The sequence below is a fragment of the Aeromonas sp. 30P genome, assembly GCF_051919805.1.
Classification (GTDB): Bacteria; Pseudomonadota; Gammaproteobacteria; order Enterobacterales; family Aeromonadaceae; genus Aeromonas; species Aeromonas veronii.
Genome location: NZ_JBQBEA010000001.1, coordinates 623,167 through 647,158 on the forward strand (window position 1 = coordinate 623,167; position 23,992 = coordinate 647,158).

The following is a 23,992-nucleotide window of genomic DNA, read 5'->3' on the forward strand; positions in this document are numbered from 1 at the left end:
TGGGCTCCTGTTAGAAGAGGGTTTCCATTTCGGTGGCGCGAGCAACGGCCGCCTGCATGGCTTGCGCAGTCAGTGGCATCAGCCCCTGCTGCTGGAATGTCTTGATGGCTTCGGCTGTGGTGCCGCCCTTGCTGGTGACCTGCTCACGCAGGGTTTGCAGCGCCAGCTCGGGGTTTTGCTCCACCATGGCGGCTGCGCCCAGCGCGGTTTGCTGCACCAGCAGGCGTGCCTGATCGGGCGAGAAGCCCAGTGCCTCTGCCTCTTCGGCGATCGCCTGCATAAAGAGGAAGAAGTAGGCCGGAGCACTGCCCGCCGCGGCGATGACGCCGTTGATGCCAGACTCCTGCTCTACCCAGAGGGTCTTGCCGACCGCCTGCATCATCTGCTCGGCAAAGTCACGATCCACGGCGGCAATCTGTTCGGGTGCATAGAGACCGGTCATGCCCAGACCCAGCAGGGCCGGGGTATTGGGCATGGTGCGGATGATGCGGTCGTGGCCACCGGCCATCTCGCCAAGGCGCGCCACCTTGATACCGGCCGCGATGGATATGAGCAGCTTGCCCTCAAGGGAGCCCAGCTCTTCAACCAGTGCTGCCAGCATGCCGGCCATCAGCTGCGGTTTGACCGCCAGCACGATCACTTCGGCATCGCGGGCCGCCTCGGCATTACTCTGAGTGATGCGAATGCCATGTTCGCTCGCCAGCGCCTCCAGCTTGGGCAGACTTGGGTTGGCGGCCGTGATCTGCCCGGCGGGATAACCCGCCTTGACCAGTCCGGCGATGATGCTGCGGCTCATGTTGCCCGCGCCGATAAAGGCCAGCATTCTATGCTGCATCAGATGCTCCTGTAGCACATGGGGTCGCGGCGGGGTGGGTGCTGCCTGCACCACCTGACGCCAGAATTCGGTGTTCCATCAAACGCTCCTGTTGATGAAGTCGCGGCAAGAGGCGGACGTATGGGTTATCCGCTGGCCTTGCCTATGAGTAGTCACGGGCGCCGAAGATGGCGGTGCCGACCCGCACCATGGTGCTGCCGTGGGCTATCGCCAGTTCAAGATCCTCGGTCATCCCCATCGAGAGGGTATCCACCGTGGGGTATTGTCGCGCAAGCTCGGTGAACAGAGTCTGCATACGGGTCATTTGGGCGGCCAGTACGCGCTCGTCACTGGTGTGCTCGGGAATGGCCATCAGCCCCCGCAGCACCAGTCGCTCACTTTGAGAGACCAGCTCGGCAAGGCGGAAAATCTCTTGTTCCGACGTTCCGGACTTGCTGCTCTCTCCGCTAATATTGATTTGCAGACAAACATTTAGCGGTGCCATGCTGGCGGGACGCTGGTTGTTGAGGCGGTCGATCAGCTTGTCCCGATCCACGCTCTGCACCCAGTCAAACCGTTCTGCGACCAGTTTGGATTTGTTCGATTGCAAAGGGCCGATAAAGTGCCACTCTATGTCGCTATATTCCGGCTGCTGGCGCAAGGTATCGATCTTGGCCGCTGCTTCCTGAGCGTAGGATTCGCCAAAGCAGCGCTGACCTGCGGCATGGGCGGCCATGATGGCCTCGACAGGTTTGGTCTTGCTCACGGCCAGCAGGCGGATCTGCTGCAGGTTGCGGCTCGCTCGTTCGGCGGCCTGGGCAATACGTTCCTTTACCTGAAACAGGTGCTGGGCAATCTGGTTCATATTTCGTTAGTGATCTTGTGATGGGAGAATGACAAGTCTATGGATATCACAGAGTTATTGGCTTTCAGTGTAAAGCATAAAGCCTCGGATCTACACCTCTCGGCCGGGGTTCCCCCGATGATCAGGGTTGATGGTGAGGTTCGCAAGATCAATTTGCCCGCCCTGGAACACCGGGAAGTGCATGCCCTCATTTACGACATCATGAACGACCATCAGCGCAAGGAGCTGGAGGAAAACTTCGAGGTCGACTTCTCGTTCGAGGTGCCCAATCTGGCCCGTTTCCGGGTTAACGCCTTCCAGCAGGCGCGCGGTTCGGGCGCGGTATTTCGTACCATCCCCAGCACTGTGCTGAGTCTCGAGGATCTCGATGCGCCGGAGATCTTCCGCAAGATCGCCGAGTTCCCGCGGGGCCTGGTGCTGGTGACCGGCCCGACCGGTTCCGGTAAGTCGACCACCCTGGCGGCCATGGTCAACTACATCAACGAGAACTTCCATCACCATATCCTCACCATCGAAGACCCCATCGAATTCGTCCACGAGAACAAGCGCTGTCTGGTGAACCAGCGGGAAGTGCACCGCGATACCAAGAGCTTCAGCAACGCCCTGCGCTCGGCACTGCGGGAAGACCCGGACATCATTCTGGTGGGTGAGATGCGCGACCTTGAGACCATTCGTTTGGCCATGACCGCCGCCGAAACCGGCCATCTGGTGTTTGGCACCCTGCACACCTCGTCGGCGGCCAAGACCATCGACCGTATCATCGACGTCTTCCCAGGCGCGGAGAAGGACATGGTGCGCTCCATGCTCTCCGAATCCCTGCGGGCGGTCATCTCCCAGACCCTGCTCAAGCGCATTGGCGGCGGCCGGGTGGCGGCCCACGAGATCATGATGGGCATTCCGGCGGTGCGTAACCTCATCCGGGAGGACAAGATTGCCCAGCTTTACTCGGTGATCCAGACCGGGATGACCCACGGTATGCAGACCATGGATCAGAGCCTCAAGCAGCTGGTGAGCCGCGGTGTGGTGGCATCCCTCGATGCCAAGGCCAAGGCCGTCGATCCCAACAGCATTTAAGCGACTCGCACCCAGGGAGGGATAGATGATGAATCTGGATGATCTGCTGAGCCAGCTGGTCGAGCGAAAGGGATCGGATCTGTTTGTGACGGTGGGCTCGCCGCCCACCCTCAAGGTGAATGGCCATCTGGTGTCGCTGGGGGGGGAAGCGCTCGACAAGAAGGGGGCGCTGACGCTGGTCAGGGATACCCTCAGCAGCGATCACTTCGAGCGTTATATCCGCACCAAGGAGGCCAACTACGCGATCTATCGCGAGGCGCTTGGCCGTTTTCGGGTCAGTGCCTTTTGGCAGCAGGAGCTGCCCGGCATGGTGGTGCGGCGTATCGAGACCCGCATTCCCACCTTTGAAGATCTGCAGCTACCCAAGATCCTGCAAGAGGTGGCGATGGCCAAGCGGGGGCTGGTGCTGTTTGTCGGCGCCACCGGGGCGGGCAAATCGACTACCCAGGCAGCGATGATCGGCTATCGCAACCAGCATGCCGATGGTCACATTCTGACGGTGGAAGATCCGGTGGAGTTCGTCCATCAGCATGGTCGTAGTCTGGTGACCCAGCGAGAGGTGGGGATCGATACCGAGTCGTTCGATGTGGCGCTGAAAAGCTCGCTGCGTCAGGCACCGGACGTGATCCTGATCGGCGAGATCCGAAGTCAGGAGACCATGGAGTTTGCCCTGCAGTTCGCCGAGACGGGACACCTTTGTCTCGCCACTTTGCATGCCAACAATGCCAACCAGGCGCTGGATCGCATCCTCCATCTGGTGCCGCAAGACAAACACCGCCAGTTCCTGTTCGATCTCTCTTTCAACCTCAAGGCCATCGTCGCCCAGCAGCTGGTGCCAAGCATGGATGGCAAGCGGCGCTGCGCCGCGTTCGAGATCCTGCTCAATACCCCGCTCATCACCGACATTATCCGCAAGGGAGAGATGCATCGCCTCAAGGAGGTGATGACCAAATCCACCGAGTTGGGTATGCAGACCTTCGATCAGGCGCTTTTCAGCCTGTTCTGCGCCGGCCAGATTGGCTACAGTGAGGCACTCGCCCACGCCGACTCGGCCAACGACCTGCGACTGCTGATCAAGCTCTCCGGTCGCGAGCGGCTCGGCACCGGTACGCTGGACAATGTGACGCTGGATGAATGAATCATGGGGCCGCTCTGCCGTTCGGCCCCTCGCCATAAAGGAACGTTATGCTGATTGTGGTTTCCCCGGCCAAGACGCTGGATTACGAGTCACCGCTGGTGACACCCCGTTTCACCCAACCCGAGCTGCTGGATCACTCTGCCGAACTGATTAGTCGTGCCCGCCAACTGAGCCCTGACCAGATCGCCACTCTGATGAAGATCAGCGACAAGCTGGCCGGTCTCAATGCCGCCCGGTTTGCCGAGTGGCAGCCAGATTTCACCCCCGCCAATGCCCGTCAGGCGCTGCTGGCCTTCAAGGGGGATGTCTACACCGGTTTGGCGGTAGAGGATTTCAGCGAGGCCGATTTTGACTTCGCTCAGGCACACCTGCGGATGCTCTCAGGCCTCTATGGCGTGCTTCGCCCCCTCGACCTGATGATGCCCTATCGGCTGGAGATGGGGACCAGGCTCGACAATAGTCGCGGCAAGGATCTCTACCAGTTCTGGGGGGAGGTGATCACTCACCATCTCAACGACGCGCTGGCAGCGCAGGGGGATGAAGTGTTGATCAATCTGGCCTCCGACGAGTATTTCAAGTCGGTACGACCCAAGAGCCTGAAAGGGCGGATTGTCACACCGGTGTTCAAGGATGAGAAGAACGGCCAGTTCAAGATCATCAGCTTCTACGCCAAGAAGGCGCGCGGCATGATGGCTCGCCACATCATCAAGCACCGTCTGACCGAGGTGGAGCAGCTGACCGGTTTCAACGCCGAGGGCTACTACTTTGTGCCGGAAGAGTCGGACGCCAATACCCTGATGTTTAAACGCGCCGAAAATTAATTACAAAAAGAGGGAACCAATCTTTCGACCCGCGGGTCTGAATATGTGAATCCTCTGTTGTAAGCACTTTTTATTCGCCGACGTTTGATACGTCGGCTTTTTTATTGCCGTTTTTACTGTCCATCGATTGCCTTCGCCGGGACTATGTGGTTCAGATAGACTCAAGACAGGGAGCGAGTCGTCGTGAGGTGATTATGGAACAGAAAAATGCCATTCGGCAGGTTGCCGTCCCTTGGGCTCCGTCCCGCCAGCTACCGCCCGGTCTGGTTGTGGCCGAGCTGCATCAGGATCTCTGGAGCGACTCCCTGACCATCATGCTGGGGCGGGCACGCAGCATCGATCTGCCCCCGCAAATCCTCTGCCGAGTCTATTTTCGCCATATCTACGCCCTGCGGGTCATCGAAGATTGCGATCTGGCCGAGGGGAAGGATAGCCACGCCATCGAAGAGCAGATCCAGCTCATCACTCCATCCCGTTTTGCCAGCTGGTTCCATCAGGAGTCGGACGGCCTGCATCTGGATGAAGATCTGCAGCACTATCGCATCTCGACCTGGGATTATTGTGCCGATGTGCTGACCTCCTCTGCGCCGGAACTGCAATTCCTGCCCCAGAGCGAGTAGCCAGCTGTTACGTCAGAGGCGAAGGATGATCCTTCGCCTCTTGGTTTTTGGGCTGGTGCAGATTTTGTGGCGTTCAGGCCACTCAAGCCGGGTGGTGGCCTGTTGTGTCGGCACAAAAAAAGCGCCTCAGAGGAGGCGCGGGGAAAAGACAGATTGGAAGCGTCACATGGGTGCTACTTGAATCAGCGAATGAGCCGTGCCATTCAAGTATGGAGCCATCATGCCAAGCTCAATCTGAAGTAGTTCTGAGGCGATTCTTCATTTTCTGTTCATCTTGTCAGCAAAGCGTGGTCACTGACTGAAAGCCTTTTCATTCTGGTCGCGATATTGTCCCGCCCTCTCCAAGGCGCTCATCGTCTCATGGGGCCAGCTCGAATGCTGTGCCTACCTGTTCCAGTGCCAGCAACCAGCGCTTGATGGGAATGCCGCCAGCATAGCCGGTCAGATCGCCGCTGCGTCCGATCACTCGATGGCAGGGTACTATGATGCTCAGCGGATTGCGGCCATTGGCAGCGCCCACCGCCCGCACTGCCTTGGGATTGCCTATCGCCTGGGCAATCTCGAGATAGCTCACGGTCTCGCCATAGGGGATATCGCACAAAGCGTTCCACACCGTTTGCTGGAACGGGGTGCCCTTCGCTGCCATGGGCAGATCGAACTGCTGCAACTTTCCGGCGAAATAGGCGTTGAACTGGGCAAGATAGGGCGCCAGCGCCTTGTCATCCCGTTGCCAGTCAGTTTGCGGCATGACGGGGCGCTCCCCGTGTATGAACTCCACGTGGCGCAGGCCATCCTGATCGATGGCGACCAGCAGGGGGCCGCGGGCGCTGTCGCAAAAACTGTATCTCATCGGCTGACATCCTTGGGGGGCTGGCTCAGTCCAGAACCGGTTTGCCGCGGGCGGACTTGATATCCCCCTTGCGTTTCTTGGCATCGACCCGTTTGCGCTGGGAGCTGCGGGTCGGCTTGGTGGCATGGCGGGCCTTGGGGCGCCAGGCTGCTTTTTTCAGCAACTCCACCAGACGGTTCATCGCCTCCTTGCGGTTCATATCCTGACTGCGGTGGCTCTCGACCCTGATCATGATAAAGCCGTCGTGTACCCGGCTGTCGCTCAGCTTGTCGAGACCCTCCTTGTAGAGGGGCGTCAGGTTGGGAGAGTTGCGGTAATCGAAGCGCAACCAGACGGCGGAGTCGGTCTTGTTGACGTGCTGTCCACCGTTGCCCTGTGCCCGCATGGTCTGAAATTGCAGCTCATGCCAGGGAATCGTGACGCTGTTGGAGATAACTAACATGCTGTTTTGCTCTTGTTTGGTGCATACCCGCTGACCGCTGCAGCATGGTGCCTCATTATCGGGCGTGCTGGCCGGTTATGGGGATGTGCCTGGCGAATGGCGCAGGTATTAAACTCTATCTATATGAAATAAAACAATAAAAATACTTGGCATAAGAATTGAAACCCGATTCATGACACACCATGGATTGGGAGCAACCAGATGAAGCTGATTAGTGCGATTATCAAACCGTTCAAGTTGGACGATGTCCGCGAGGCTATTGCCAACCTGGGGGTGGAAGGGCTGACCGTGTCCGAGGTCAAGGGATTTGGCCGCCAGAAGGGACACACCGAATTATACCGGGGAGCCGAGTATCAGGTCGACTTCCTGCCCAAGGTGAAGCTGGAGATTGCTACCGCCGATGATAACGTGGAAGGGGTGATCGAGGCGATCTGCAAGGCGGCCTATACCGGCAAGATCGGCGACGGCAAGATTTTTGTCTACGACTTGCTGCAAGCGGTGCGCATCCGCACCGGCGAGAGTGACGACGAGGCGCTGTGATGAACCGCATCCGTGACGTACAGATCTGTTGACCTCCCGATCTCGGGGAATCCCGATGGAGTGAGCGCTTATTGAAGCCTGATCAACATAACGTTTTGCTCAGAAGAGGCCGAATGGGATTCCATCCGGCCCTTTTCATTTATGGGCGATTAAATATGTGATGTGGCGACGGCGAGCTTTCTTGATCCGCTTATAAGATGTATGCAGAATGCAAACGGCAATCGTTATCACTCTGTATAGCTAATCAAGGAATGGATGATGAAAATGAAGATGTTGGCACTGGCTTTCTCTGCGTTGGCAGCTCAGTCGGCATTGGCGGCCGGGGAAGTGAATGTCTACTCCAACCGGCAGGATGAGCTGATCAAGCCCATCATCCAGCAGTTCGAGAAGGAATCTGGCATCAAGGTGAACGTGGTGTTCGCCAAAGAGGGGTTGAACGAGCGTCTGGAGCGGGAAGGCAAGCTCTCTCCGGCCGACCTGATGCTAACCGTTGATATCAGCCGTCTGACCGATCTGGTGGACAAGGGGCTGGTGCAGCCGGTAGACAGCAAGATCTTGCAGGAGAACATCCCCGCCATCTATCGTGATCCGGAGAATCGCTGGTTCGCCCTGACCACCCGGGTTCGCGCCATCTACTCCAGCAAGGATCGCCTCGGTAAGCTCGAGACCATCAGTTACGAAGATCTGGCCAAACCGGAATTCAAAGGGAAAATCTGCACCCGTAGCGGCAAGCATGAGTACAATGTTGCGCTGGTCTCCTCCATGATTGCCCATCACGGCATGGCCGAGACCAAAACCTGGCTGGAAGGGGTCAAGGCCAACCTGGCGCGCAAGCCGCAGGGCAACGACCGGGATCAGGTCAAGGCGATCAAGGATGGTATCTGTGACGTGTCACTCGGTAACAGCTACTATCTGGGCGCCATGTTGAAAGATCCGGCGCAGAAGTCCTGGGCGGATGCGGTCTATATCAACTTCCCGAACCAGGCTGACCGCGGTGCCCACGTCAACGTGAGTGGCGTGGCCATGACCAAGTATGCCAAGAACAAGGCCGAGGCCCAGAAGCTGATGGAGTTTCTGGCTGGCGACACCGCCCAGCACATGTATGCGGACGTGAACGCCGAATATCCGGTCAAGGCCGGAGTCGAGCCTTCCGCCATGGTCAAGTCTTGGGGCAGTTTCAAGTCTGACGCACTACCGGTCAGCGATTACGCCAAGCACCGCAAGGACGCCTTGCAGTTGCTGGATGAAGTGAAGTTCGACTTGTAATCAGATGGGGCCAACGGCCCCATCAACATCTGTGGTCTCATGAAAAATTTTGGATGGATGACCGGCAGCTGGGCCATCGCCCTGCTGCTGGGTTTACCGGTTATAGCCCTGCTTTTCTCTGCCTTCTCGGCTGAGGGAGATCTCTTTCGCCACCTCGCCGACACCGTGCTGCTCGATTATCTGGGCAATACCCTGGGGCTGGTGGTCGGCGTGGTGCTGCTCAGCCTGCTGTTTGGCGTACCCACCGCCTGGCTGGTGGCCATGTGTCAGGTGCCGGGGCGCCGTGCCCTGCAGTGGGCCTTGATGCTGCCGATGGCCATGCCCTCCTATATCGTCGCCTACGTCTATACCGACCTGCTCGACTACTCGGGCCCGCTGCAGGCCGGGTTGCGAGCACTCTTTGGCTGGAACAGCCCTGCCGATTACTGGTTTCCTGCCATTCGCTCCCTTGGTGGTGCCGCCTGGGTGCTGGCGCTGGTGCTGTTCCCCTATGTCTATCTGCTGACCCGCGCCTCTTTTCTCGAGCAGTCAGTCAGCCTGATCCACTCCAGCCGCCTGCTCGGCTGCACCCCGTGGCAGAGCTTTCGTCGCCTCAGTCTGCCGCTGGCGCGCCCCGCCATCATGGTGGCGGTATCGCTGGTGGCCATGGAGACGCTGGCCGATTTCGCCACCGTCCACTTCTTTGCCATCAACACCCTGACCACGGCGGTCTATGACACCTGGCTCGGCTATGGCAGTCTGGCCACCGCGGCGAAACTCTCCTGCCTGATGTTGCTGGCTGTGGTGCTGTTGATCGCGCTGGAGCGCCGCTCGCGCAGTCGGCAGCAGGTGTTCCAGAAGTCCATGGGCCATGAGCAGCCTCTGCGCTATCCGCTCAAGGGGATGAGCCGCTGGTTGGCGGGTCTCTGGTGCTGGGGCTGGTGCTGGCCGGTTTCGCTCTGCCGTTCATCATCCTGCTCGATTACGGCGTGCGTTACTTCGAGTTGTCGTGGACGCCGGAGTTTGTCCGCTTTGCCGGAAACAGCTTGGCTATCTCGGCGCTGACCGCTCTGCTGGCGATGGGCATCGCCCTGCTGCTCGGCTTCTTCCGCCGCCTCGATGGCGGGATAAAGAGTCTGTTGCCCCTGCGCATCGCCGCCATGGGCTACGCCATGCCGGGTACCGTGCTCGCCATCGGGGTGCTGGTGCCGCTCACCGCCCTCGACTTTGCCATCAACGATCTGGCCGAGTGGCTCGGGCGTCAGGGCCCAGGCTTGTTGCTGAGCGGCACCATCACCGCCATCGTGTTCGGTTATCTGGTGCGCTTCGTGGCCATCGCCATCGGCTCGGTGGAGAGCAGCATGGGCAAGATCTCCCCCAGTCTCGACATGGCGGCCCGATCGCTGGGGCAGGGGGATGGCGCCATGCTGCGGCGGGTTCATCTGCCGCTGGTGCGCCGTGGTCTGTTTGCCGGTGCCATGCTGGTATTCATCGAATCCATGAAGGAGCTGCCCGCCGCTCTACTGCTGCGGCCGTTCAACTTCGATACCCTGGCGACCCACGTCTACCAGTTCGTCTCGGACGAGATGCTGGAGCGCGGTGCCCTGGGCGCTATCGTCATCGTGCTGGTGGGGCTGTTGCCGCTGATCTGGGTCAACCGCAGTCTGGACAGTCCGGGCCACTGAGTCGCCGTGTCGGTCAATGAAATTGCATGCGGTGTGCTGAACCGAAAGGCAGCGCGCCGCCAGAAACGAGAGGAAGTCAGCCTTGTCCTGTTTGCAGGTTGAAAATGTCAGCTGCCGTTACAACGGCCGCAATGTGCTGGAGCAGCTCTCCCTGACGGTGGCAGACAACGAGATCGTCTGCCTGCTGGGAGCCAGTGGCTGCGGCAAAACCACGCTGCTCAAGGCTATCGCCGGGCTGCTGCCGCTGGCAGAGGGCTCGATTCGCCTCGGCGATACCCTGCTCGACGGGCCCGGTGCCAGCGTGCCGCCCGAGGCGCGCAACATCGGCATGATCTTTCAGGATTACGCCCTCTTTCCTCACCTGACAGTGGCCGACAACGTCTGCTTCGGCCTGACCAAACTCGATCGCCGTGCCCGCCAGCAACAGGTGGACGAGGCGCTGGCGCTGGTCAATCTGCAGGGGCTGGGAGATCGCTATCCGCACCAGCTCTCCGGCGGCCAGCAGCAGCGGGTAGCCATCGCCCGGGCGCTGGTGTGCAAGCCGCGGCTGATGCTGCTGGATGAACCCTTCTCCAACATCGACACCCAGGTGCGGATGAAGCTGATCCTCGAGATCCGCGCCCTGCTCAAGCAGCAGGGGATCGGCGCCATCTTCGTCAGCCATAGCAAGGAGGAGGCGTTTGCCTTCGCCGATCGGCTGGCGCTGTTTCGCGCCGGTCACATCGAGCAGGTGGGCCAGCCGGAGCAGCTCTATCGCCGCCCGCAAAACCGTTTCGTGGCGGAGTTTCTCGGCGGGGTCAACTATCTGGCTGCCGAGGTGGTGGACAGCCACTGTGTGCAGACGGCGCTCGGGGTCATCTGTGGCAGCGAGCCTCATGGCCGGGCGGTGGGCGAGCAGTTGCAGCTGATGCTCAGACCCCAGCAGTTGTTGCTGGAGAGCGCCGCAGATGGCGAGCTCAAGGTGGTGGAGCAGCAGTTCCTCGGCCACCACTGCCGGGTGCTGTTCGAGTGTGGCGATCTGCAGCTGGAGGCAAGCATTGGCGAGCCCCTTGATGGGATGCGGGCACGGATCAAGGTTGCACCCCATGGGCTGGTGTTGTTTGACCCTTTGCCCTGAACGCGTGATATCGTCGTGAAATCAAAGAACTGGATTCACTCTGGTTTATAATCGCGCAACGCAAATAGCCCGTAACGCTAACGCCTACTCAGGGGAGAGATATATGAAAGCCCAAGTCGGGATCTGCGCAGAGCCGAATCTGCACGCCCTCTATCTGATGTTCAATCGTACCGGCGATGCCGCCGAACTGGTCTGCCGTCTGGCCAAACTGCCCGCCTTGTGGCAGGCGATCGCCGCCGATTTCCCTGATGCCGGTTTCAGCGGTCTGGTTGCTGTTGGCGCCGACGCCTGGGATGGTCTCTACCCTGCCGCCCGTCCGCCCCAGTTCCGCAGCTTTATGGCGCAATCCGCCAACGGTCAGGAAGCTCCCAACACCCCGTTTGATCTCTTTATTCAGCTGCGCGCCGATCGGGTGGATGTGCTGCACCACGCCGGTCACCGCGTGATGGCGCTGCTGGCCGGACTGGTCGAACTGGCCGAAGAGGTGCGCGGTTTCCGCAACCTGGATTGCCGTGACCTGACCGGTTTCGTCGATGGCACCGAGAACCCGCAGGATGAACACCGTGCCGAAGTGGCGCTGGTGGCCGATGGCGAGTTTGCTGGTGGCTCCTACATTCATGTCCAGCGCTGGGTACACGCCATGAGCGACTGGGAGAAGCTGGCGCAGAAAGAGCAGGAAGACATTATCGGTCGTACCAAGCCCGACAACATCGAGTATGAGTCTGCCGCCAAACCGCTGACCGCCCACATCAAGCGGGTCAACCTCAAGACGCCGAAAGGGGAGTCCATGGAAATCCTGCGCCAGAGCATGCCCTGGGGCACTATGACCGAGCAGGGGCTCTACTTCATCTCCTGCTGCCGCACACCGCAGCACTTCAACGCCATGCTGGCCAGCATGTACAAGGGGGAGGGCAGCCACTTCGATCATCTGCTGCGCTTCACCAAGGCAGTAACCGGCGCGGCTTTCTTCGCCCCATCGGAAGGTTTTCTGATGGCACAGGGTAAATAAGCCCGCCTGACGAAGATGCAGAAAACAAAAATCCCGGCCTTGGCCGGGATTTTTCGTTCTGGCTTGACCGCTATGAGGCGGTGGCGGCCATTACGGAGTCTGTTCGAACAGCTCCAGAGCGGAGAGGTAGAGCTCTTCGATATCGGTGTCGCTGGTCGGGGTGATGAAGATGGTGTCATCACCGGCGATGGTGCCGAGGATCCCCTCTGCCTTGCCGAGGGAGTCGAGCAGGCGGGCGATCAGCTGGGCTGCACCCGGGCTGGTGTGGATCACCACCAGTGCGCCGTTGTGATCGACGTCCAGTACCAGATTCTTGAGCGGGCTGGAGGTGGTGGGCACGCCCAGTTCCACCGGCAGGCAGTAGACCATCTCCATCTTGGCATTGCGAGTGCGAACGGCGCCGAAGCGGCTCAGCATGCGCGATACCTTGGACTGGTTGATGTTCTCGAAGCCCAGCTCTTGCAGGGCGGTGACGATTTCTGCCTGGGAGCCAAAGCGCTCTTCTTTCAGCAAGGCTTTAAAGGCCTTGGCCAGTTTTTCTTGCTTGTCGTTGTGTTTCATCTTGGTCTCACGAATGAGGAGGTGTGGCGGCCTGTGCGATACAGGCGGCAGATACGAACAGCGGGGCCATTTTGCATTCATATGCCGTTTTTTGCAAGGAAGCGGCGCTTGTTCTGCATATTGATTCAAAAATGGCTTGCATCAACCTTTATTAGGGATAGAATCGGGATGAAATTTTGAAAACTTATTCAATTGGGCTGTATGGGTATTGAATTAATAGGTATCGAGAAGTCCTGGCACAAGGTGCCGGTTCTGCAACAGGTCAGCTTTCGGACATCCCCCGGTGAAACCTTGGTGTTGCTGGGCCCGAGCGGTGCTGGCAAGAGTTCCCTGCTACGGATGATGAACCTGCTGGATACCCCGGATGCGGGTGTTCTGCGGATTGGCGAAAGTGAATTTTCTTTCCCGAACTCCCTCTCTGCTGCCGAATTCAACCGCCAGTCCCAACTGCTGCGTCGCAAGGTGGGGATGGTGTTCCAGCAGTACAATCTCTGGCCACATCTCACTGTGATGGAGAATCTGATTGAAGCGCCGGTCAAGGTGCTCGGCATGAGCAAGGAGGCCGCCATCGAGAAGGGGGCCTACCTGCTGGCCCAGCTGCAACTGGCCGACAAGCGCGATGCCTGGCCGGCACGCCTCTCCGGCGGTCAGCAGCAGCGGGTGGCCATTGCCCGTACCCTGATGATGGATCCGGAAGTGCTGCTGTTTGACGAGCCGACTGCTGCCCTCGATCCCGAGATCACCAAAGAGGTGGCCGAGATCATCCGTAACCTGAGCCAGACCGGCATTACCCAGGTGGTGGTGACCCACGAGGTCGACTTTGCCCGCAAGGTGGCCAGTCAGGTGATTTATCTGGAGAAGGGGCGGATCATCGAATCCGGCACCGCTGCCATTTTCCAATCCCCGCAAACCAGCCGGTTTGCCGAATTCTTGATGCATTGATATTGAATCGATAAGGAAGCTGTCATGAAAAAGAGTCTGTTGTTGGTTGCTGCCATGGGTCTGTTGAGTACCTCCGTCATGGCTAAAGAGATCAAGTTCGCCACCGAGGCCACCTACGCGCCGTTCGAATACCTGGATGACAAGAACGAGTTTCAGGGTTTTGACATCGATCTGGCGCGCGCCATCTGCGAGCAGGCCAAGCTGGAGTGCAGCTTCCACAACCAGGCCTTTGACAGCCTGATCCCCAGCCTCAAATTCCGTCGCTATGATGCCGCCATCGCAGCCATGGACGTAACCCCTGAGCGGGCCGCTCAGGTCGATTTCTCCGACATCTATTACGAGAACTCGGCAGTATTCGTCGCCAAGAAAGGGGCCTTCAAGGGGCCGGAAGAGATGGTCGACAAGACAGTCGGTGTGCAGAACGGTACCTCTCACCAGTCCTATCTGGTGGATAACTGGGTGAGCAAGGGCCTGCTGACCGTGCCGTATGCCAGCTACCAGAGCGCCTTCCTCGACATGATGAATGGCCGTACCGACGGTGTCTTTGCCGATACCGCCGTTGCTGCCGACTGGCTGAAGCAGCACAAGGAGTATGCGGTGGTGGGTGCGCCGGTGACCGATGCCAAGTACTTCGGTACCGGCTTTGGCATCGCGGTGGCCAAGGGCAATCAGGCGCTGCTGACCCAGCTGAACAAGGGGCTGGCCGAGATCAAGGCCAACGGCACCTATCAGAAAATCTTCGACAAATACTTCGTGCAGTAAGCCATGTTGAGCCTGTTGTTGGATGCAGCCTGGATGACCCTCGGGCTGGCCTTGGCATCACTGGTCGGGGGCATGGTATTGGCACTGGCGTTCAGTGCCGCCGAGCTCAGCAAGAAGCGTGCGCTGGTGTGGCCGGTGGCCACCCTGACCACGCTGATCCGTGGCCTGCCCGAGTTGCTGGTGGTGCTGTTCATCTACTTCGGCTCGACCCAGGTGTTGTTCCTCATCACTGGCGAGTATGTGGAGTTCAGCCCGTTCGCCTGTGGCGTGCTGGCGCTCTCCCTGCTGTTCGCCAGCTATGCGACCCAGACCCTGCGGGCGGCGCTCAATGCGGTGCCTTCAGGTCAACGGCTGGCGGCGCTGGCGCTGGGTTTGAGCAAGAGCCACATCTTCTTTCGCATCGTGTTGCCTCAGGCGTGGCGTCATGCCTTGCCGGGTCTCGGCAACCAGTGGTTGGTATTGCTGAAAGATACCGCGCTGGTGTCGCTTATCGGGGTCAACGAGATGATGCGTCAGGCCCAGATGGCCTCGGCCAGTACCTATGAGCCTTTCACCTGGTATGCCGCCGCCGCCCTCATCTATCTGACCATCAGTCTGGTGAGTGAATATGGCCTCGGGCTGGCTGCCCGCTACACCCGCCGCTACGGAGGCTAACTGATGCAAGAGTATCTCGTTACGTTGCTGGGCGGTCTGGTTACCACGCTGGAGCTGACCCTGTTCAGCCTGCTGCTGGGGATTGTGTTGGCAGCCCTGATGACCTGGGTGCTGGAGCTGCGCCTGCCGGTGGCGACCCAGCTGGTGCAGCTGTGGGTGCTGCTCTTTACCGGTACGCCGCTGCTCATTCAGATCTTCCTGATTTACTACGGGCCGGGTCAGTTTGAGTGGCTGAAAGCCAGCCCGCTCTGGCCGCTGCTCAAGCAGCCCTGGTTCTGCGCCGTGCTGGCGCTGGGTCTCAACACGGCGGCCTACTCCACCCGGTTGTTCAAGGGGGCGCTCGATGCCATCCCGGCCGGTGAGGTGGAGGCGTGTCGTGCGCTTGGCTTTAACGGCCGCCAGACCTTGTGGATGAAGGTGCGCCATGCCGCCCGTCATCTGGTGCCCGCCTACTCCAACGAGGTGATCCTGGTGCTCAAGGGGAGCTCCCTCGCCAGTACCATCACCATCATGGATATCATGGGGCTGGCACAGGGGTTGAATGCCCAGACCTACGATACCCTGGCGGTGTTCGGGGTGGCTGGCGGGCTTTATCTGGCGATGAACGGATTGTTAACAATTGGTTTTCGCTGGTGTGAAAAACGGGCGCTGGCATTCCAATCCTGAGACCTTCAAATCTACCTCTTTATGGTAAGGGGAAGTGCAGAAAAACTGTGCTTCTCCTCCAACTTTTTGTATTTCCCTCCAATTTTTGCTCCCGCATGTTTCGTGGCTCACAGAACCCGTGACTGCAACTGTTATCAGATTGTTTTTTATGGGGGGATCCATTAAGGTTGGGCGCACAACAACAAACAACCTTAAACCTACGCTTAAACATGGAGTTGATCATGAAAGTTGCCGTTCTGGGTGCCGCTGGTGGCATCGGTCAAGCCCTCGCTCTGCTGTTGAAAAACCGTCTGCCGGCTGGCTCCGAGCTGAGCCTGTATGACATCGCCCCGGTTACTCCGGGTGTGGCCGTTGACCTCAGTCATATTCCTACCGACGTCGCCATCAAGGGCTTCTGCGGTGAAGATCCGACTCCTGCGCTGGTTGGGGCCGATGTGGTGCTGATCTCCGCCGGTGTGGCACGCAAGCCGGGGATGGATCGCTCCGACCTGTTCAATATCAACGCCGGTATCGTCAAGAATCTGGTCGAGAAGTGCGCGGCCACTTGCCCGAAAGCACTGATCGGCATCATCACCAACCCGGTCAACACCACTGTGGCTATCGCCGCCGAAGTGCTGAAGAAAGCCGGTGTCTATGACAAGCGTCGCCTGTTCGGTGTCACCACTCTGGACGTGATCCGCGCCGAGACCTTCGTGGCCGCCGCCAAAGGGTTGAACATCGACAAGGTTCGCGTCAACGTGATCGGTGGTCACAGTGGCGTCACCATTCTGCCGCTGCTCTCCCAGATTGAAGGCGCCTCCTTCACCGCTGAAGAAGTGGCTGCCATGACCAAGCGCATCCAGAATGCCGGTACCGAAGTGGTGGAAGCCAAGGCCGGTGGCGGTTCTGCTACTCTCTCCATGGGTCAGGCGGCTTGCCGTTTTGGTCTCTCCCTCATCAAGGGTCTGCAGGGCGAAGCCAACGTTGTCGAGTGCGCCTACGTGGAAGGCAACGGCGAACACGCCACCTTCTTCGCGCAGCCGGTACTGCTGGGCAAGAATGGCGTCGAAACCGTACTGGATTACGGCAAGCTGAGCGCGTTCGAGCAGGAAGCGATGGAAGGCATGCTGGCTACCCTGAAAGCCGATATCCAGCTGGGTGTCGATTTCGTCAAGTAAGCGGGTCAACCCTGCCAACAAGGGAGCTTCGGCTCCCTTTTGTATTGATGAGATCCGCCCGACAGGCTAAGGGGATGGGGCTTGGTGCCGATAACAGAGTGCAGCAGGAGATCCTTATGATGAAACCCCTTACCCTTCTCGTTCTTGTCGGTGCATTCACCGCGCCCCTCTATGGTGCCGAGGCGGTATCGGCTGCCGTATCGAGCGATGTGCCTGCAGCAAGTGCATCGGCACCGACCGCAAGCAGTGCTGCGGTGTCAACGGCCCCTGTCTCTGCTGCTACGCCAGCGCCCTCTGAGGCAGTCCCCGTCTTGCTCCCGGCCGAGCCGGTCACCCCCGTTGCCAGCAGTGGCGAGGGGGCCGCGCCGCTGCCAAAACCGGCTGAGCCTGCCGCTGTGGTGGCGCCTCCCGCACCTCTGGCCGCTGGCGAGTTGCAGGCGGTGCCGCTCTATCGTCAGGACGAGCTGCTCAACTGGATTGAGCAGGGGCGCCACCTCACTCAGGTGAAGCAGGATCGCTGTCAGCTGACTCAGGATATCGAAGCGCGCGCCTCGGTGATGAAGATCCCGGCCTATCAATTCCTCTGGGGGGATATGCTGGCGTGGGGTGTCTGTACCAAACCCAATGCCGAGATCGGGGTGCAATATATGTGGGAGGCGGCCAATCAGGGGTTGGCGCCGGCGCTGGAGCAGTTGGGCCGCTACTACTGGAAAGGAACTTTGGTGCAGAAGGATTTGGTGCGAGCCGAGACCCTGATGCGCGAGGCAGCCAGCCTCGGTTTTCTGCGGGCTCGCATCGAGTGGGTCGAGATGCTGTTGCAGGGGATGGGCAGTCCGCTCGATTATGAGGACGCCTATCGCTGGCTCCATGGCTCCGTCATAGGTGACAAGGCGCTGCACCAGAAGGCGGCGACTCTGCTCAACCGTCTTGGCAACAGGATGCCGGCCAACGTGGTGGCCCGCGCCAAGGCGATGCACTGATCCAAAAAAATGACCCACAGATCTGCACCTGTGGGTCCGGTTCCAGCCGCCGTGCCATGACAGGCCGGAACCTCCCTCTGTTATATGGCTGCCTGCGCCTTAGAGATCTTGGTGGGGGCCAAAAACTTCGTAATGGAGCTGCCCCGCTGGCACCCCAGCCGCCAGCAGCTGCCGCTTGATCTCTTGCATGAAGCCGACAGGGCCACAGAAGTAGTAGTGGGCCTCTGGCGTGATGCGCTCCTTCACGGCAGTCAGATCCATGGTGCCGGCCAGGTCGTAATCTTCACCCTGTACATCGCTGGCCTCCGGCTCCCGATACCAGACCCGGCTCAGCAAGTTGGGATGCTGGCGGGATTTTTGCTGAATATCCTCCCGGAAGGCGTGTACAGCGCCCTGTTCGCAGGCGTGCAGGCAGGTGACATCAGCCTGATGGCCGTTCGCCAGCAGCTGGTTGAGCATGCTCATCATCGGCGTCACGCCGACACCGGCGGAGAGCAGTACCACCGGGGTCTGGCTGTCGGCTTTCAGGTAGAAATCGCCGGTAGGGGGCATCACCTCGATCTTGTCACCCGCCTGCAGGTGATCGTGCAGCAGGTTGGAGACCTGACCCTGCGGCTCACGCTTGACGCTGATGCGGTAATCCTGCCCGTTGGGGGCATCGGAGAGGGAGTATTGGCGGATCTCCTGATATTCCAGCTCGGGGTGAACCAGCTTGATGCTGAGGTATTGGCCCGGTTTGAAGGTCAGTACCGGCTTGCCATCTTCCGGCGCCAGCAGGAAGGAGGTGATGAGTTCGCTCTCGGCTCGCTTCTCCTTGATGATGAAGGTGCGGGTACCTTGCCAGCCGCCATCCTGATTGGCCTTCTCCTGATAGATCTCTCGCTCGCGGCCGATGAAGATGCTGCCAGCACGCCATACGCCTTGCCCCATGCCTCCAGCACCTCGTCGGTGACCGCACTTCCGCCCAATTCTTTGAGCGTGGCCAAGAGATGACTACCTACAATGTGATATTGTTCCGGCTGGATCAGGAATCCGGTATGTTTGTGCGCAATCCGCTCGACCGCACCGGCGAGCGCTCCCAGATTGTCGATATTCTTTGCATACGCGGCGACTGCATTGAACAGGGCCAGCGGCTGGCCGCCACTGCGTTGGTGGGCCAGGTTGAAGATATCTTTCAGCTCCGGGTTATGGCTGAACATCCGCTGGTAGAAGTGCTGGGTGAGGGCAGGGCCTGCCGATTCGAGCAGCGGAATGGTGCTTTTGATGACGGCAACGGTGGTTTGATCTAGCATAGGGGCCTCGTTCTAATTGAACATATAAAATGTCATTTAATAAGTGGCATCCTAGATGTTTATTTGATTTGAATCAATACTCCACTTTTCGCATCGCGCTAATCAGGTTTTATGAGACTAACCAGTTATACAGATTTCGGATTGAGAGCCCTGCTCTATCTTGCCACCCTGCCGGAAGGGGAGTTGTCGAGCGTTGCCAAGGTATCGGCCCTGTATGGCGTTTCCCGCAACCACATGGTGAAGGTGGTCAATCAGCTGGTGAAGCTGGGCTATCTGCAATCCCAGCGTGGCAAGAATGGCGGTATTCGTATGGCTTGCGATCCCGCCACCATCAATATCGGGCAGGTGATCCGGGCGCTGGAAGGCAATCTGGACGGCATTGACTGCGGTTCGCCCGCTTGTCACATCGTCTCTGTCTGTCTGCTCAAGAGTGCGCTGAAAGAAGCGATGGATGCGTTTCTGGCGGTGATGGACAGCTATACGCTGCAAGACCTGCTGGCCAACCGCGACGAGTTGCAACGGGTGTTTGGCGAGTTGATCCCGACGCTGGTGCTGGAGCCGGATGATGAAGATGAGCAATGACGATGAGCAATAGAAAAGGGCTGCCACTGGCAGCCCTTTTTCAATCTTGCGAATCCGACTCAGCCCGGTACGATGCAGGCATAATCCGCGCCATCTTCACCATGTTGTTCTCCACATCGAGGATCTCGATAGGATAACCGGCCAGCCGGATCCCGATGTTGGGCTGGGGGATCTCTTCCAGATATTCGAGGATCAGACCGTTGAGGGTACGCGGGCCGTCGATGGGCAGGTGCCAGTTCATCTCCTTGTTCAGCTCACGAATATTGGCTGAGCCTTCGACCAGATAAGAACCATCTGACTGGGGGTGGATCTCGTCGCTCGGCGCAGGCGTCATGGAGGTGGTAAAGTCGCCCACGATCTCTTCCAGAATATCGTCCAGAGTGATTAGCCCCTGAATGTCGCCGTATTCGTCGACGATCAGGCCAATTCGCTCCTTGTTGCGCTGGAATTTGGCCAGCTGCACGTTGAGCGGCGTTCCTTCCGGAATGAAGTAGATCTCGTCCACTTCCCGCAACAGGCTCGATTTGTTGAACTGATCCCTGGCTACCAGCCGCAGGGCATCGCGCGCGTGTAAAAATCCGACAACGTCGTCGATATTGTCACGATAGAGGAGGATCTTGGTGTGAGCGCAGTGGGCCAGCTGGCGCTGGATGCTCTTCCAGTCATCGTTGATGTCGATGGCGTAGATATCGCTGCGCGGCACCATGATGTCCTCGACCAGCATCTTGTCGAGATCCAGAATGCTCAACAGCATCTCCTGATGACGCTGGGGGATCAGGTTACCCGCCTCATTGACTATGGTGCGCAGCTCCTCGGTGTTGAGGGAGTCATCCTTGTTGGGATTGATCTTCAGCATCTTGAGCAGGCCGCTGGTGATGCCGTTGATCAGCCAGACCAGCGGCGAGAGCGGCACCATCAGCCCCTTGAGGATCCAGGAGGCGGGATAGGCGATCTTCTCCGGAAACATGGCTGCCAGGGTCTTTGGCGTCACTTCACCGAATACCAGCACCACCAGAGTCAGGCCGAAGGTGGCGATGGCGACCCCGAGATCACCAAACAGCCGGATACAGACGATGGTGGCGATGGCGGAGGCGAGGATATTGACCAGATTGTTGCCGATCAGGATCAGTCCCAACAGGCGATCGGGGCGGGCGAGCAGTTGCTCGACGCGACGTGCGGCTTTGTGTTTGGTCTGTGCCAGATGCCGCAGTTTGTAGCGGTTGATGGACATCAGGCCGGTTTCGGCACTGGAGAAAAAGGCGGAAAGAAGGATCAAGATAACGAGAACAATCAGAAATGTACTCGTTGAGATGCTGTCCAAAAAGGGCTCCTGTTGGATGGTATGGCTAAAAGAGTATAGATGTCAGCTCAACAGCACTTCTTTGACGAAGCGGCTGCCAAAGTAGGCAAGAGTCAGGATGAAGCTGCCGATCAGACTGAGTGTGATGACTTTACGGCCGCGCCAGCCATAGGTGTGATGACCCCACAGCAGCAGAACGTAGACACACCATGCCAGGATGGATAGCACTGCCTTGTGGGATTTGCCCTGGGCGAACATATCTTCGAGGAAGAAGAGGCCGGAGGCGATGGAGAGTGTCAGCAGCAGCACCCCCGCAGAGATCAACTGGAACAGCCGTTTTTCCACCGTCATCAGTGGCGGCATGGCTGGCAGGTTGCTGATTTTTCGAGATTTAAGCTGTTTGTCCAGACAGGCGAGCTGCAGCGCAAACAGACAGGCGATCATCAATACCGAGTAGGCCATCAGGGCGAGGCCGATGTGCAGCAACAGCTGGGGATGGGCCTCCAGATGGGTTATGTAGCGACCAGGGATCAAGGCGCTGGCAGCCAGCAACAGGGCCGAGAAGCTGTAGACCACCGGCAGCAGGATCCAGCCGTTGAAGCGGCGGGTTACGCAGGTCATGAAGCAACTGATGATGAGGCTGACCAGCGAGGCAACGTTGAGCATGCTCAGGTTCTGGCCGTAACTCTGCAATACCTCTGAACCGAGGGCGCTGGCGTGGGCGATCAGGGCCAATCCGATACAGGCAAACAGGGAGCGCTGTCCCACCGGCTTGGCGCTCAGTAACAGATGCAGGGAGGCGATGATGGCCAGCAGATAAAACGCCAGGGCCAGAACAGAGATTACGATCATAACCAGGTCGTTGTTGCACAAGCTTTTGAGGGTAAGAGGGGCAGTATACCTTGCACGAGAAGTGCTCGCCAGTTGTGCAACGGCCGATCTGCCCATATATAGGGAGAAGGTCCCTGCTGCTGCGGTGCGGTGAATAATCGTCCTCGCGCCCGCTCTGGGTTATAATGCCCCCAATTTATTACGCCAAGAACCGGAATCCGTCATGTTTGAGAATTTGACTGAACGACTCTCGCGCACCTTGCGCAATGTCAGTGGCCGTGGTCGCCTGACCGAAGACAATATCAAGGAAACCCTGCGCGAAGTCCGCATGGCGCTGCTCGAGGCGGATGTCGCCCTGCCGGTCGTGCGTGATTTCGTGGCGCGTGTCAAAGAGCGCGCAGTCGGGCAGGAAGTGGCCAAATCCCTGAGCCCGGGCCAGGCATTCATCAAGATTGTGCACGGTGAACTGGTCACCGTGATGGGGGAGGCCAACGAACAGCTCAACCTGGCTGCCCAGCCGCCAGCGATCATCCTGATGGCCGGTCTGCAGGGGGCCGGTAAGACAACCACGGTTGGCAAACTGGCCAAGCTGCTCAAAGAGCGCAGCAAGAAGAAGGTGCTGGTGGTCAGTGCTGACGTTTATCGTCCGGCGGCGATCAAACAGCTGGAAACCTTGGCCAATGACATCGGTGTCGACTTCTTCCCGAGCGATGCCAGCCAGAAGCCGGTCGATATCGCCACCGCAGCCATCGATCAGGCGCGCAAGAAATTCTATGACGTGGTGATCGTCGATACTGCCGGTCGTCTGCACGTTGATAGCGAGATGATGGCCGAGATCCAGGATCTGCATGCCACCATCAAGCCGGTCGAGACCCTGTTCGTGGTCGATGCCATGACCGGTCAGGATGCCGCCAACACCGCCAAGGCGTTCAACGAAGCGCTGCCGCTCACTGGCGTGATCCTCACCAAGGCGGATGGCGATGCCCGTGGTGGTGCCGCGCTGTCGGTACGTCACATCACCGGCAAGCCGGTCAAGTTTATCGGTATGGGTGAAAAGACCGATGCGCTGGAGCCGTTCCACCCGGATCGTCTCGCCTCCCGTATCCTCGGTATGGGCGATGTGCTCTCTCTGATCGAGGAAGTCGAGCGCAACGTCGATAAAGAGAAAGCGGCCAAGCTGGCCAGCAAGGTCAAGAGCGGCAAAGGCTTCGATCTGGAAGATTTTCGCGAGCAGCTGGCCCAGATGCGCAACATGGGCGGCATGATGGGGATGCTCGACAAGCTGCCCGGCATGTCCGGTCTGCCGGATAACGTGAAAGATCAGATGGATGACAAGCTCACCGTGCGAATGGAGGCGATCATCAGCTCCATGACGCCCAAGGAGCGCGCCCACCCCGATCTCATCAAGGGTTCCCGCAAACGCCGTATCGCCGCAGGTTCCGGCATGCAGGTGCAGGATGTGAACAAGCTGCTCAAGCAGTTCACCGAGATGCAGCGCATGATGAAGAAAATGTCCGGCAAGGGCGGCATGCGTAAGATGATGAGCCAGATGAAGAACATGATGCCCCCCGGTTTCGGTGGCGGTCGCGGCCCGTTCTGATCCGGCCTGGGTGTTGATGGGGGTCTGCAGCGGCAGGCCCCTTTTCATTGCTGCTCTGCGCAAAAAATGGCTGGCTTGGTTGCAATTATTACGAATCCAAGTAGAATTACGCGGCTTATTTTAAGCTAGGGTCCGCGTGTTTGCGGGCCTTGTTCATTAGATGTTAATGAGGACGATATGGTAACCATTCGTTTACAACGTGGTGGCGCGAAAAAGCGTCCGTTCTACCAGGTAGTAGTTTCTGACAGCCGTTGCGCCCGTGACGGTCGCTTCATCGAGCGCGTTGGTTTCTTCAACCCGGTTGCTGCTGGTCAAGCTGAAAAGCTGAACCTGGACCTGGCTCGTATCGAGCATTGGGTTGCTACTGGTGCCGCTGTTTCTGACCGCGTTGCCAAGCTGATCAAAGACGCTAAAAAAGCTGCTTAATCAGCCCAACGGTAAGGAG

Annotated in this window: 24 protein-coding genes and 2 pseudogenes; 18 read left to right on the forward strand and 8 right to left on the reverse strand. The window is 58.9% G+C overall.

What is annotated here, in order from left to right:
• Window positions 1-10: 10 nt before the first annotated feature.
• Window positions 11-835, reverse strand: a complete 825-nt coding sequence (gene proC, locus ACTG2B_RS03055; protein ID WP_439995185.1) for a pyrroline-5-carboxylate reductase — start codon at window positions 833-835, stop codon at window positions 11-13.
• Between the two features lie 142 nt (window positions 836-977).
• A complete protein-coding gene (locus ACTG2B_RS03060; RefSeq protein WP_139441948.1) occupies window positions 978-1,679 on the reverse strand; it encodes a YggS family pyridoxal phosphate-dependent enzyme in 702 nt (233 codons plus the stop codon).
• A gap of 39 nt (window positions 1,680-1,718) precedes the next feature.
• Here ACTG2B_RS03060 and tapT point away from each other — a divergent pair, with 39 nt between their 5' ends.
• From tapT to ACTG2B_RS03080, 4 genes are all read left to right on the forward strand, one after another.
• Window positions 1,719-2,753 (forward strand): type IVa pilus ATPase TapT, encoded by a 1,035-nt coding sequence (gene tapT, locus ACTG2B_RS03065; protein WP_005340354.1) that lies wholly within the window; start codon window positions 1,719-1,721, stop codon window positions 2,751-2,753.
• Window positions 2,754-2,781: 28 nt separating this feature from the next.
• Window positions 2,782-3,891 (forward strand): type IVa pilus ATPase TapU, encoded by a 1,110-nt coding sequence (gene tapU, locus ACTG2B_RS03070; protein ID WP_129504783.1) that lies wholly within the window; start codon window positions 2,782-2,784, stop codon window positions 3,889-3,891.
• A gap of 47 nt (window positions 3,892-3,938) precedes the next feature.
• The gene (gene yaaA / locus ACTG2B_RS03075; protein ID WP_064338818.1) at window positions 3,939-4,712 is read left to right on the forward strand and encodes a peroxide stress protein YaaA; all 774 of its coding nucleotides are present in this window, start codon (window positions 3,939-3,941) and stop codon (window positions 4,710-4,712) included.
• Window positions 4,713-4,906: 194 nt separating this feature from the next.
• Window positions 4,907-5,332 carry a hypothetical protein gene (locus ACTG2B_RS03080; RefSeq protein WP_005340360.1) on the forward strand — a complete coding sequence of 142 codons (426 nt, stop codon included), beginning with the start codon at window positions 4,907-4,909 and terminating at the stop codon, window positions 5,330-5,332.
• 358 nt (window positions 5,333-5,690) lie between these two features.
• Here the strand turns inward: ACTG2B_RS03080 and ACTG2B_RS03085 are convergent, their stop codons facing one another.
• Both ACTG2B_RS03085 and arfB read right to left on the reverse strand, forming a co-directional pair.
• Window positions 5,691-6,182: a methylated-DNA--[protein]-cysteine S-methyltransferase gene (locus tag ACTG2B_RS03085; RefSeq protein WP_042084317.1), complete on the reverse strand. Its 492-nt coding sequence runs from the start codon at window positions 6,180-6,182 to the stop codon at window positions 5,691-5,693.
• Between the two features lie 25 nt (window positions 6,183-6,207).
• Window positions 6,208-6,624 carry an alternative ribosome rescue aminoacyl-tRNA hydrolase ArfB gene (arfB, locus tag ACTG2B_RS03090; protein ID WP_100646810.1) on the reverse strand — a complete coding sequence of 139 codons (417 nt, stop codon included), beginning with the start codon at window positions 6,622-6,624 and terminating at the stop codon, window positions 6,208-6,210.
• 201 nt (window positions 6,625-6,825) lie between these two features.
• Here arfB and glnK point away from each other — a divergent pair, with 201 nt between their 5' ends.
• From glnK to ACTG2B_RS03115, 5 genes and pseudogenes are all read left to right on the forward strand, one after another.
• Complete coding sequence (glnK, locus tag ACTG2B_RS03095; protein ID WP_005341406.1) at window positions 6,826-7,164, forward strand: P-II family nitrogen regulator; 339 nt, start codon at window positions 6,826-6,828, stop codon at window positions 7,162-7,164.
• A gap of 258 nt (window positions 7,165-7,422) precedes the next feature.
• Window positions 7,423-8,430 carry a Fe(3+) ABC transporter substrate-binding protein gene (locus tag ACTG2B_RS03100; protein ID WP_021230948.1) on the forward strand — a complete coding sequence of 336 codons (1,008 nt, stop codon included), beginning with the start codon at window positions 7,423-7,425 and terminating at the stop codon, window positions 8,428-8,430.
• A 39-nt stretch (window positions 8,431-8,469) separates the two neighbouring features.
• A pseudogene (locus ACTG2B_RS03105) lies at window positions 8,470-10,094 on the forward strand (ABC transporter permease).
• Between the two features lie 82 nt (window positions 10,095-10,176).
• A complete protein-coding gene (locus ACTG2B_RS03110; RefSeq protein ID WP_421315232.1) occupies window positions 10,177-11,211 on the forward strand; it encodes an ABC transporter ATP-binding protein in 1,035 nt (344 codons plus the stop codon).
• 103 nt (window positions 11,212-11,314) lie between these two features.
• Window positions 11,315-12,220: a Dyp-type peroxidase gene (locus tag ACTG2B_RS03115; RefSeq protein ID WP_421315231.1), complete on the forward strand. Its 906-nt coding sequence runs from the start codon at window positions 11,315-11,317 to the stop codon at window positions 12,218-12,220.
• 90 nt (window positions 12,221-12,310) lie between these two features.
• Here ACTG2B_RS03115 and argR read toward each other — a convergent pair whose 3' ends face one another.
• Window positions 12,311-12,781, reverse strand: a complete 471-nt coding sequence (argR, locus tag ACTG2B_RS03120; RefSeq protein WP_005340378.1) for a transcriptional regulator ArgR — start codon at window positions 12,779-12,781, stop codon at window positions 12,311-12,313.
• Window positions 12,782-12,982: 201 nt separating this feature from the next.
• On the opposite strand from argR, the gene ACTG2B_RS03125 reads away from it, so the two are divergent.
• The 6 genes from ACTG2B_RS03125 (at window position 12,983) to ACTG2B_RS03150 (ending at window position 17,942) form a co-directional block, all read left to right on the forward strand.
• Window positions 12,983-13,723 (forward strand): ATP-binding cassette domain-containing protein, encoded by a 741-nt coding sequence (locus tag ACTG2B_RS03125; protein WP_005357971.1) that lies wholly within the window; start codon window positions 12,983-12,985, stop codon window positions 13,721-13,723.
• Between the two features lie 24 nt (window positions 13,724-13,747).
• Complete coding sequence (locus ACTG2B_RS03130) at window positions 13,748-14,485, forward strand: transporter substrate-binding domain-containing protein (RefSeq protein WP_439995186.1); 738 nt, start codon at window positions 13,748-13,750, stop codon at window positions 14,483-14,485.
• Between the two features lie 3 nt (window positions 14,486-14,488).
• Window positions 14,489-15,139: an arginine ABC transporter permease ArtQ gene (artQ, locus tag ACTG2B_RS03135; RefSeq protein WP_429201443.1), complete on the forward strand. Its 651-nt coding sequence runs from the start codon at window positions 14,489-14,491 to the stop codon at window positions 15,137-15,139.
• A 3-nt stretch (window positions 15,140-15,142) separates the two neighbouring features.
• A complete protein-coding gene (artM, locus tag ACTG2B_RS03140) occupies window positions 15,143-15,805 on the forward strand; it encodes an arginine ABC transporter permease ArtM (protein WP_005348902.1) in 663 nt (220 codons plus the stop codon).
• 221 nt (window positions 15,806-16,026) lie between these two features.
• Complete coding sequence (gene mdh / locus ACTG2B_RS03145) at window positions 16,027-16,962, forward strand: malate dehydrogenase (protein ID WP_005340384.1); 936 nt, start codon at window positions 16,027-16,029, stop codon at window positions 16,960-16,962.
• Window positions 16,963-17,357: 395 nt separating this feature from the next.
• Window positions 17,358-17,942, forward strand: a complete 585-nt coding sequence (locus ACTG2B_RS03150; RefSeq protein ID WP_123174217.1) for a tetratricopeptide repeat protein — start codon at window positions 17,358-17,360, stop codon at window positions 17,940-17,942.
• A 99-nt stretch (window positions 17,943-18,041) separates the two neighbouring features.
• On the opposite strand, the pseudogene hmpA reads toward ACTG2B_RS03150, so the two are convergent.
• A pseudogene (gene hmpA / locus ACTG2B_RS03155) lies at window positions 18,042-19,234 on the reverse strand (NO-inducible flavohemoprotein).
• A gap of 111 nt (window positions 19,235-19,345) precedes the next feature.
• Between hmpA and ACTG2B_RS03160 the strand changes: the two are divergent.
• A complete protein-coding gene (locus tag ACTG2B_RS03160; RefSeq protein WP_005340388.1) occupies window positions 19,346-19,816 on the forward strand; it encodes an Rrf2 family transcriptional regulator in 471 nt (156 codons plus the stop codon).
• A gap of 40 nt (window positions 19,817-19,856) precedes the next feature.
• Here ACTG2B_RS03160 and ACTG2B_RS03165 read toward each other — a convergent pair whose 3' ends face one another.
• Together ACTG2B_RS03165 and ACTG2B_RS03170 are read right to left on the reverse strand one after the other, a co-directional pair.
• A complete protein-coding gene (locus ACTG2B_RS03165; RefSeq protein WP_439995187.1) occupies window positions 19,857-21,137 on the reverse strand; it encodes an HlyC/CorC family transporter in 1,281 nt (426 codons plus the stop codon).
• A 42-nt stretch (window positions 21,138-21,179) separates the two neighbouring features.
• Window positions 21,180-21,968: a cytochrome C assembly family protein gene (locus tag ACTG2B_RS03170; protein ID WP_005340390.1), complete on the reverse strand. Its 789-nt coding sequence runs from the start codon at window positions 21,966-21,968 to the stop codon at window positions 21,180-21,182.
• Between the two features lie 202 nt (window positions 21,969-22,170).
• On the opposite strand from ACTG2B_RS03170, the gene ffh reads away from it, so the two are divergent.
• Together ffh and rpsP are read left to right on the forward strand one after the other, a co-directional pair.
• Entirely contained in the window at window positions 22,171-23,547 is a 1,377-nt protein-coding gene (ffh, locus tag ACTG2B_RS03175) for a signal recognition particle protein (RefSeq protein ID WP_005357987.1), read from the forward strand.
• Between the two features lie 177 nt (window positions 23,548-23,724).
• The gene (gene rpsP, locus ACTG2B_RS03180; protein WP_005340392.1) at window positions 23,725-23,973 is read left to right on the forward strand and encodes a 30S ribosomal protein S16; all 249 of its coding nucleotides are present in this window, start codon (window positions 23,725-23,727) and stop codon (window positions 23,971-23,973) included.
• Window positions 23,974-23,992: the final 19 nt, after the last annotated feature.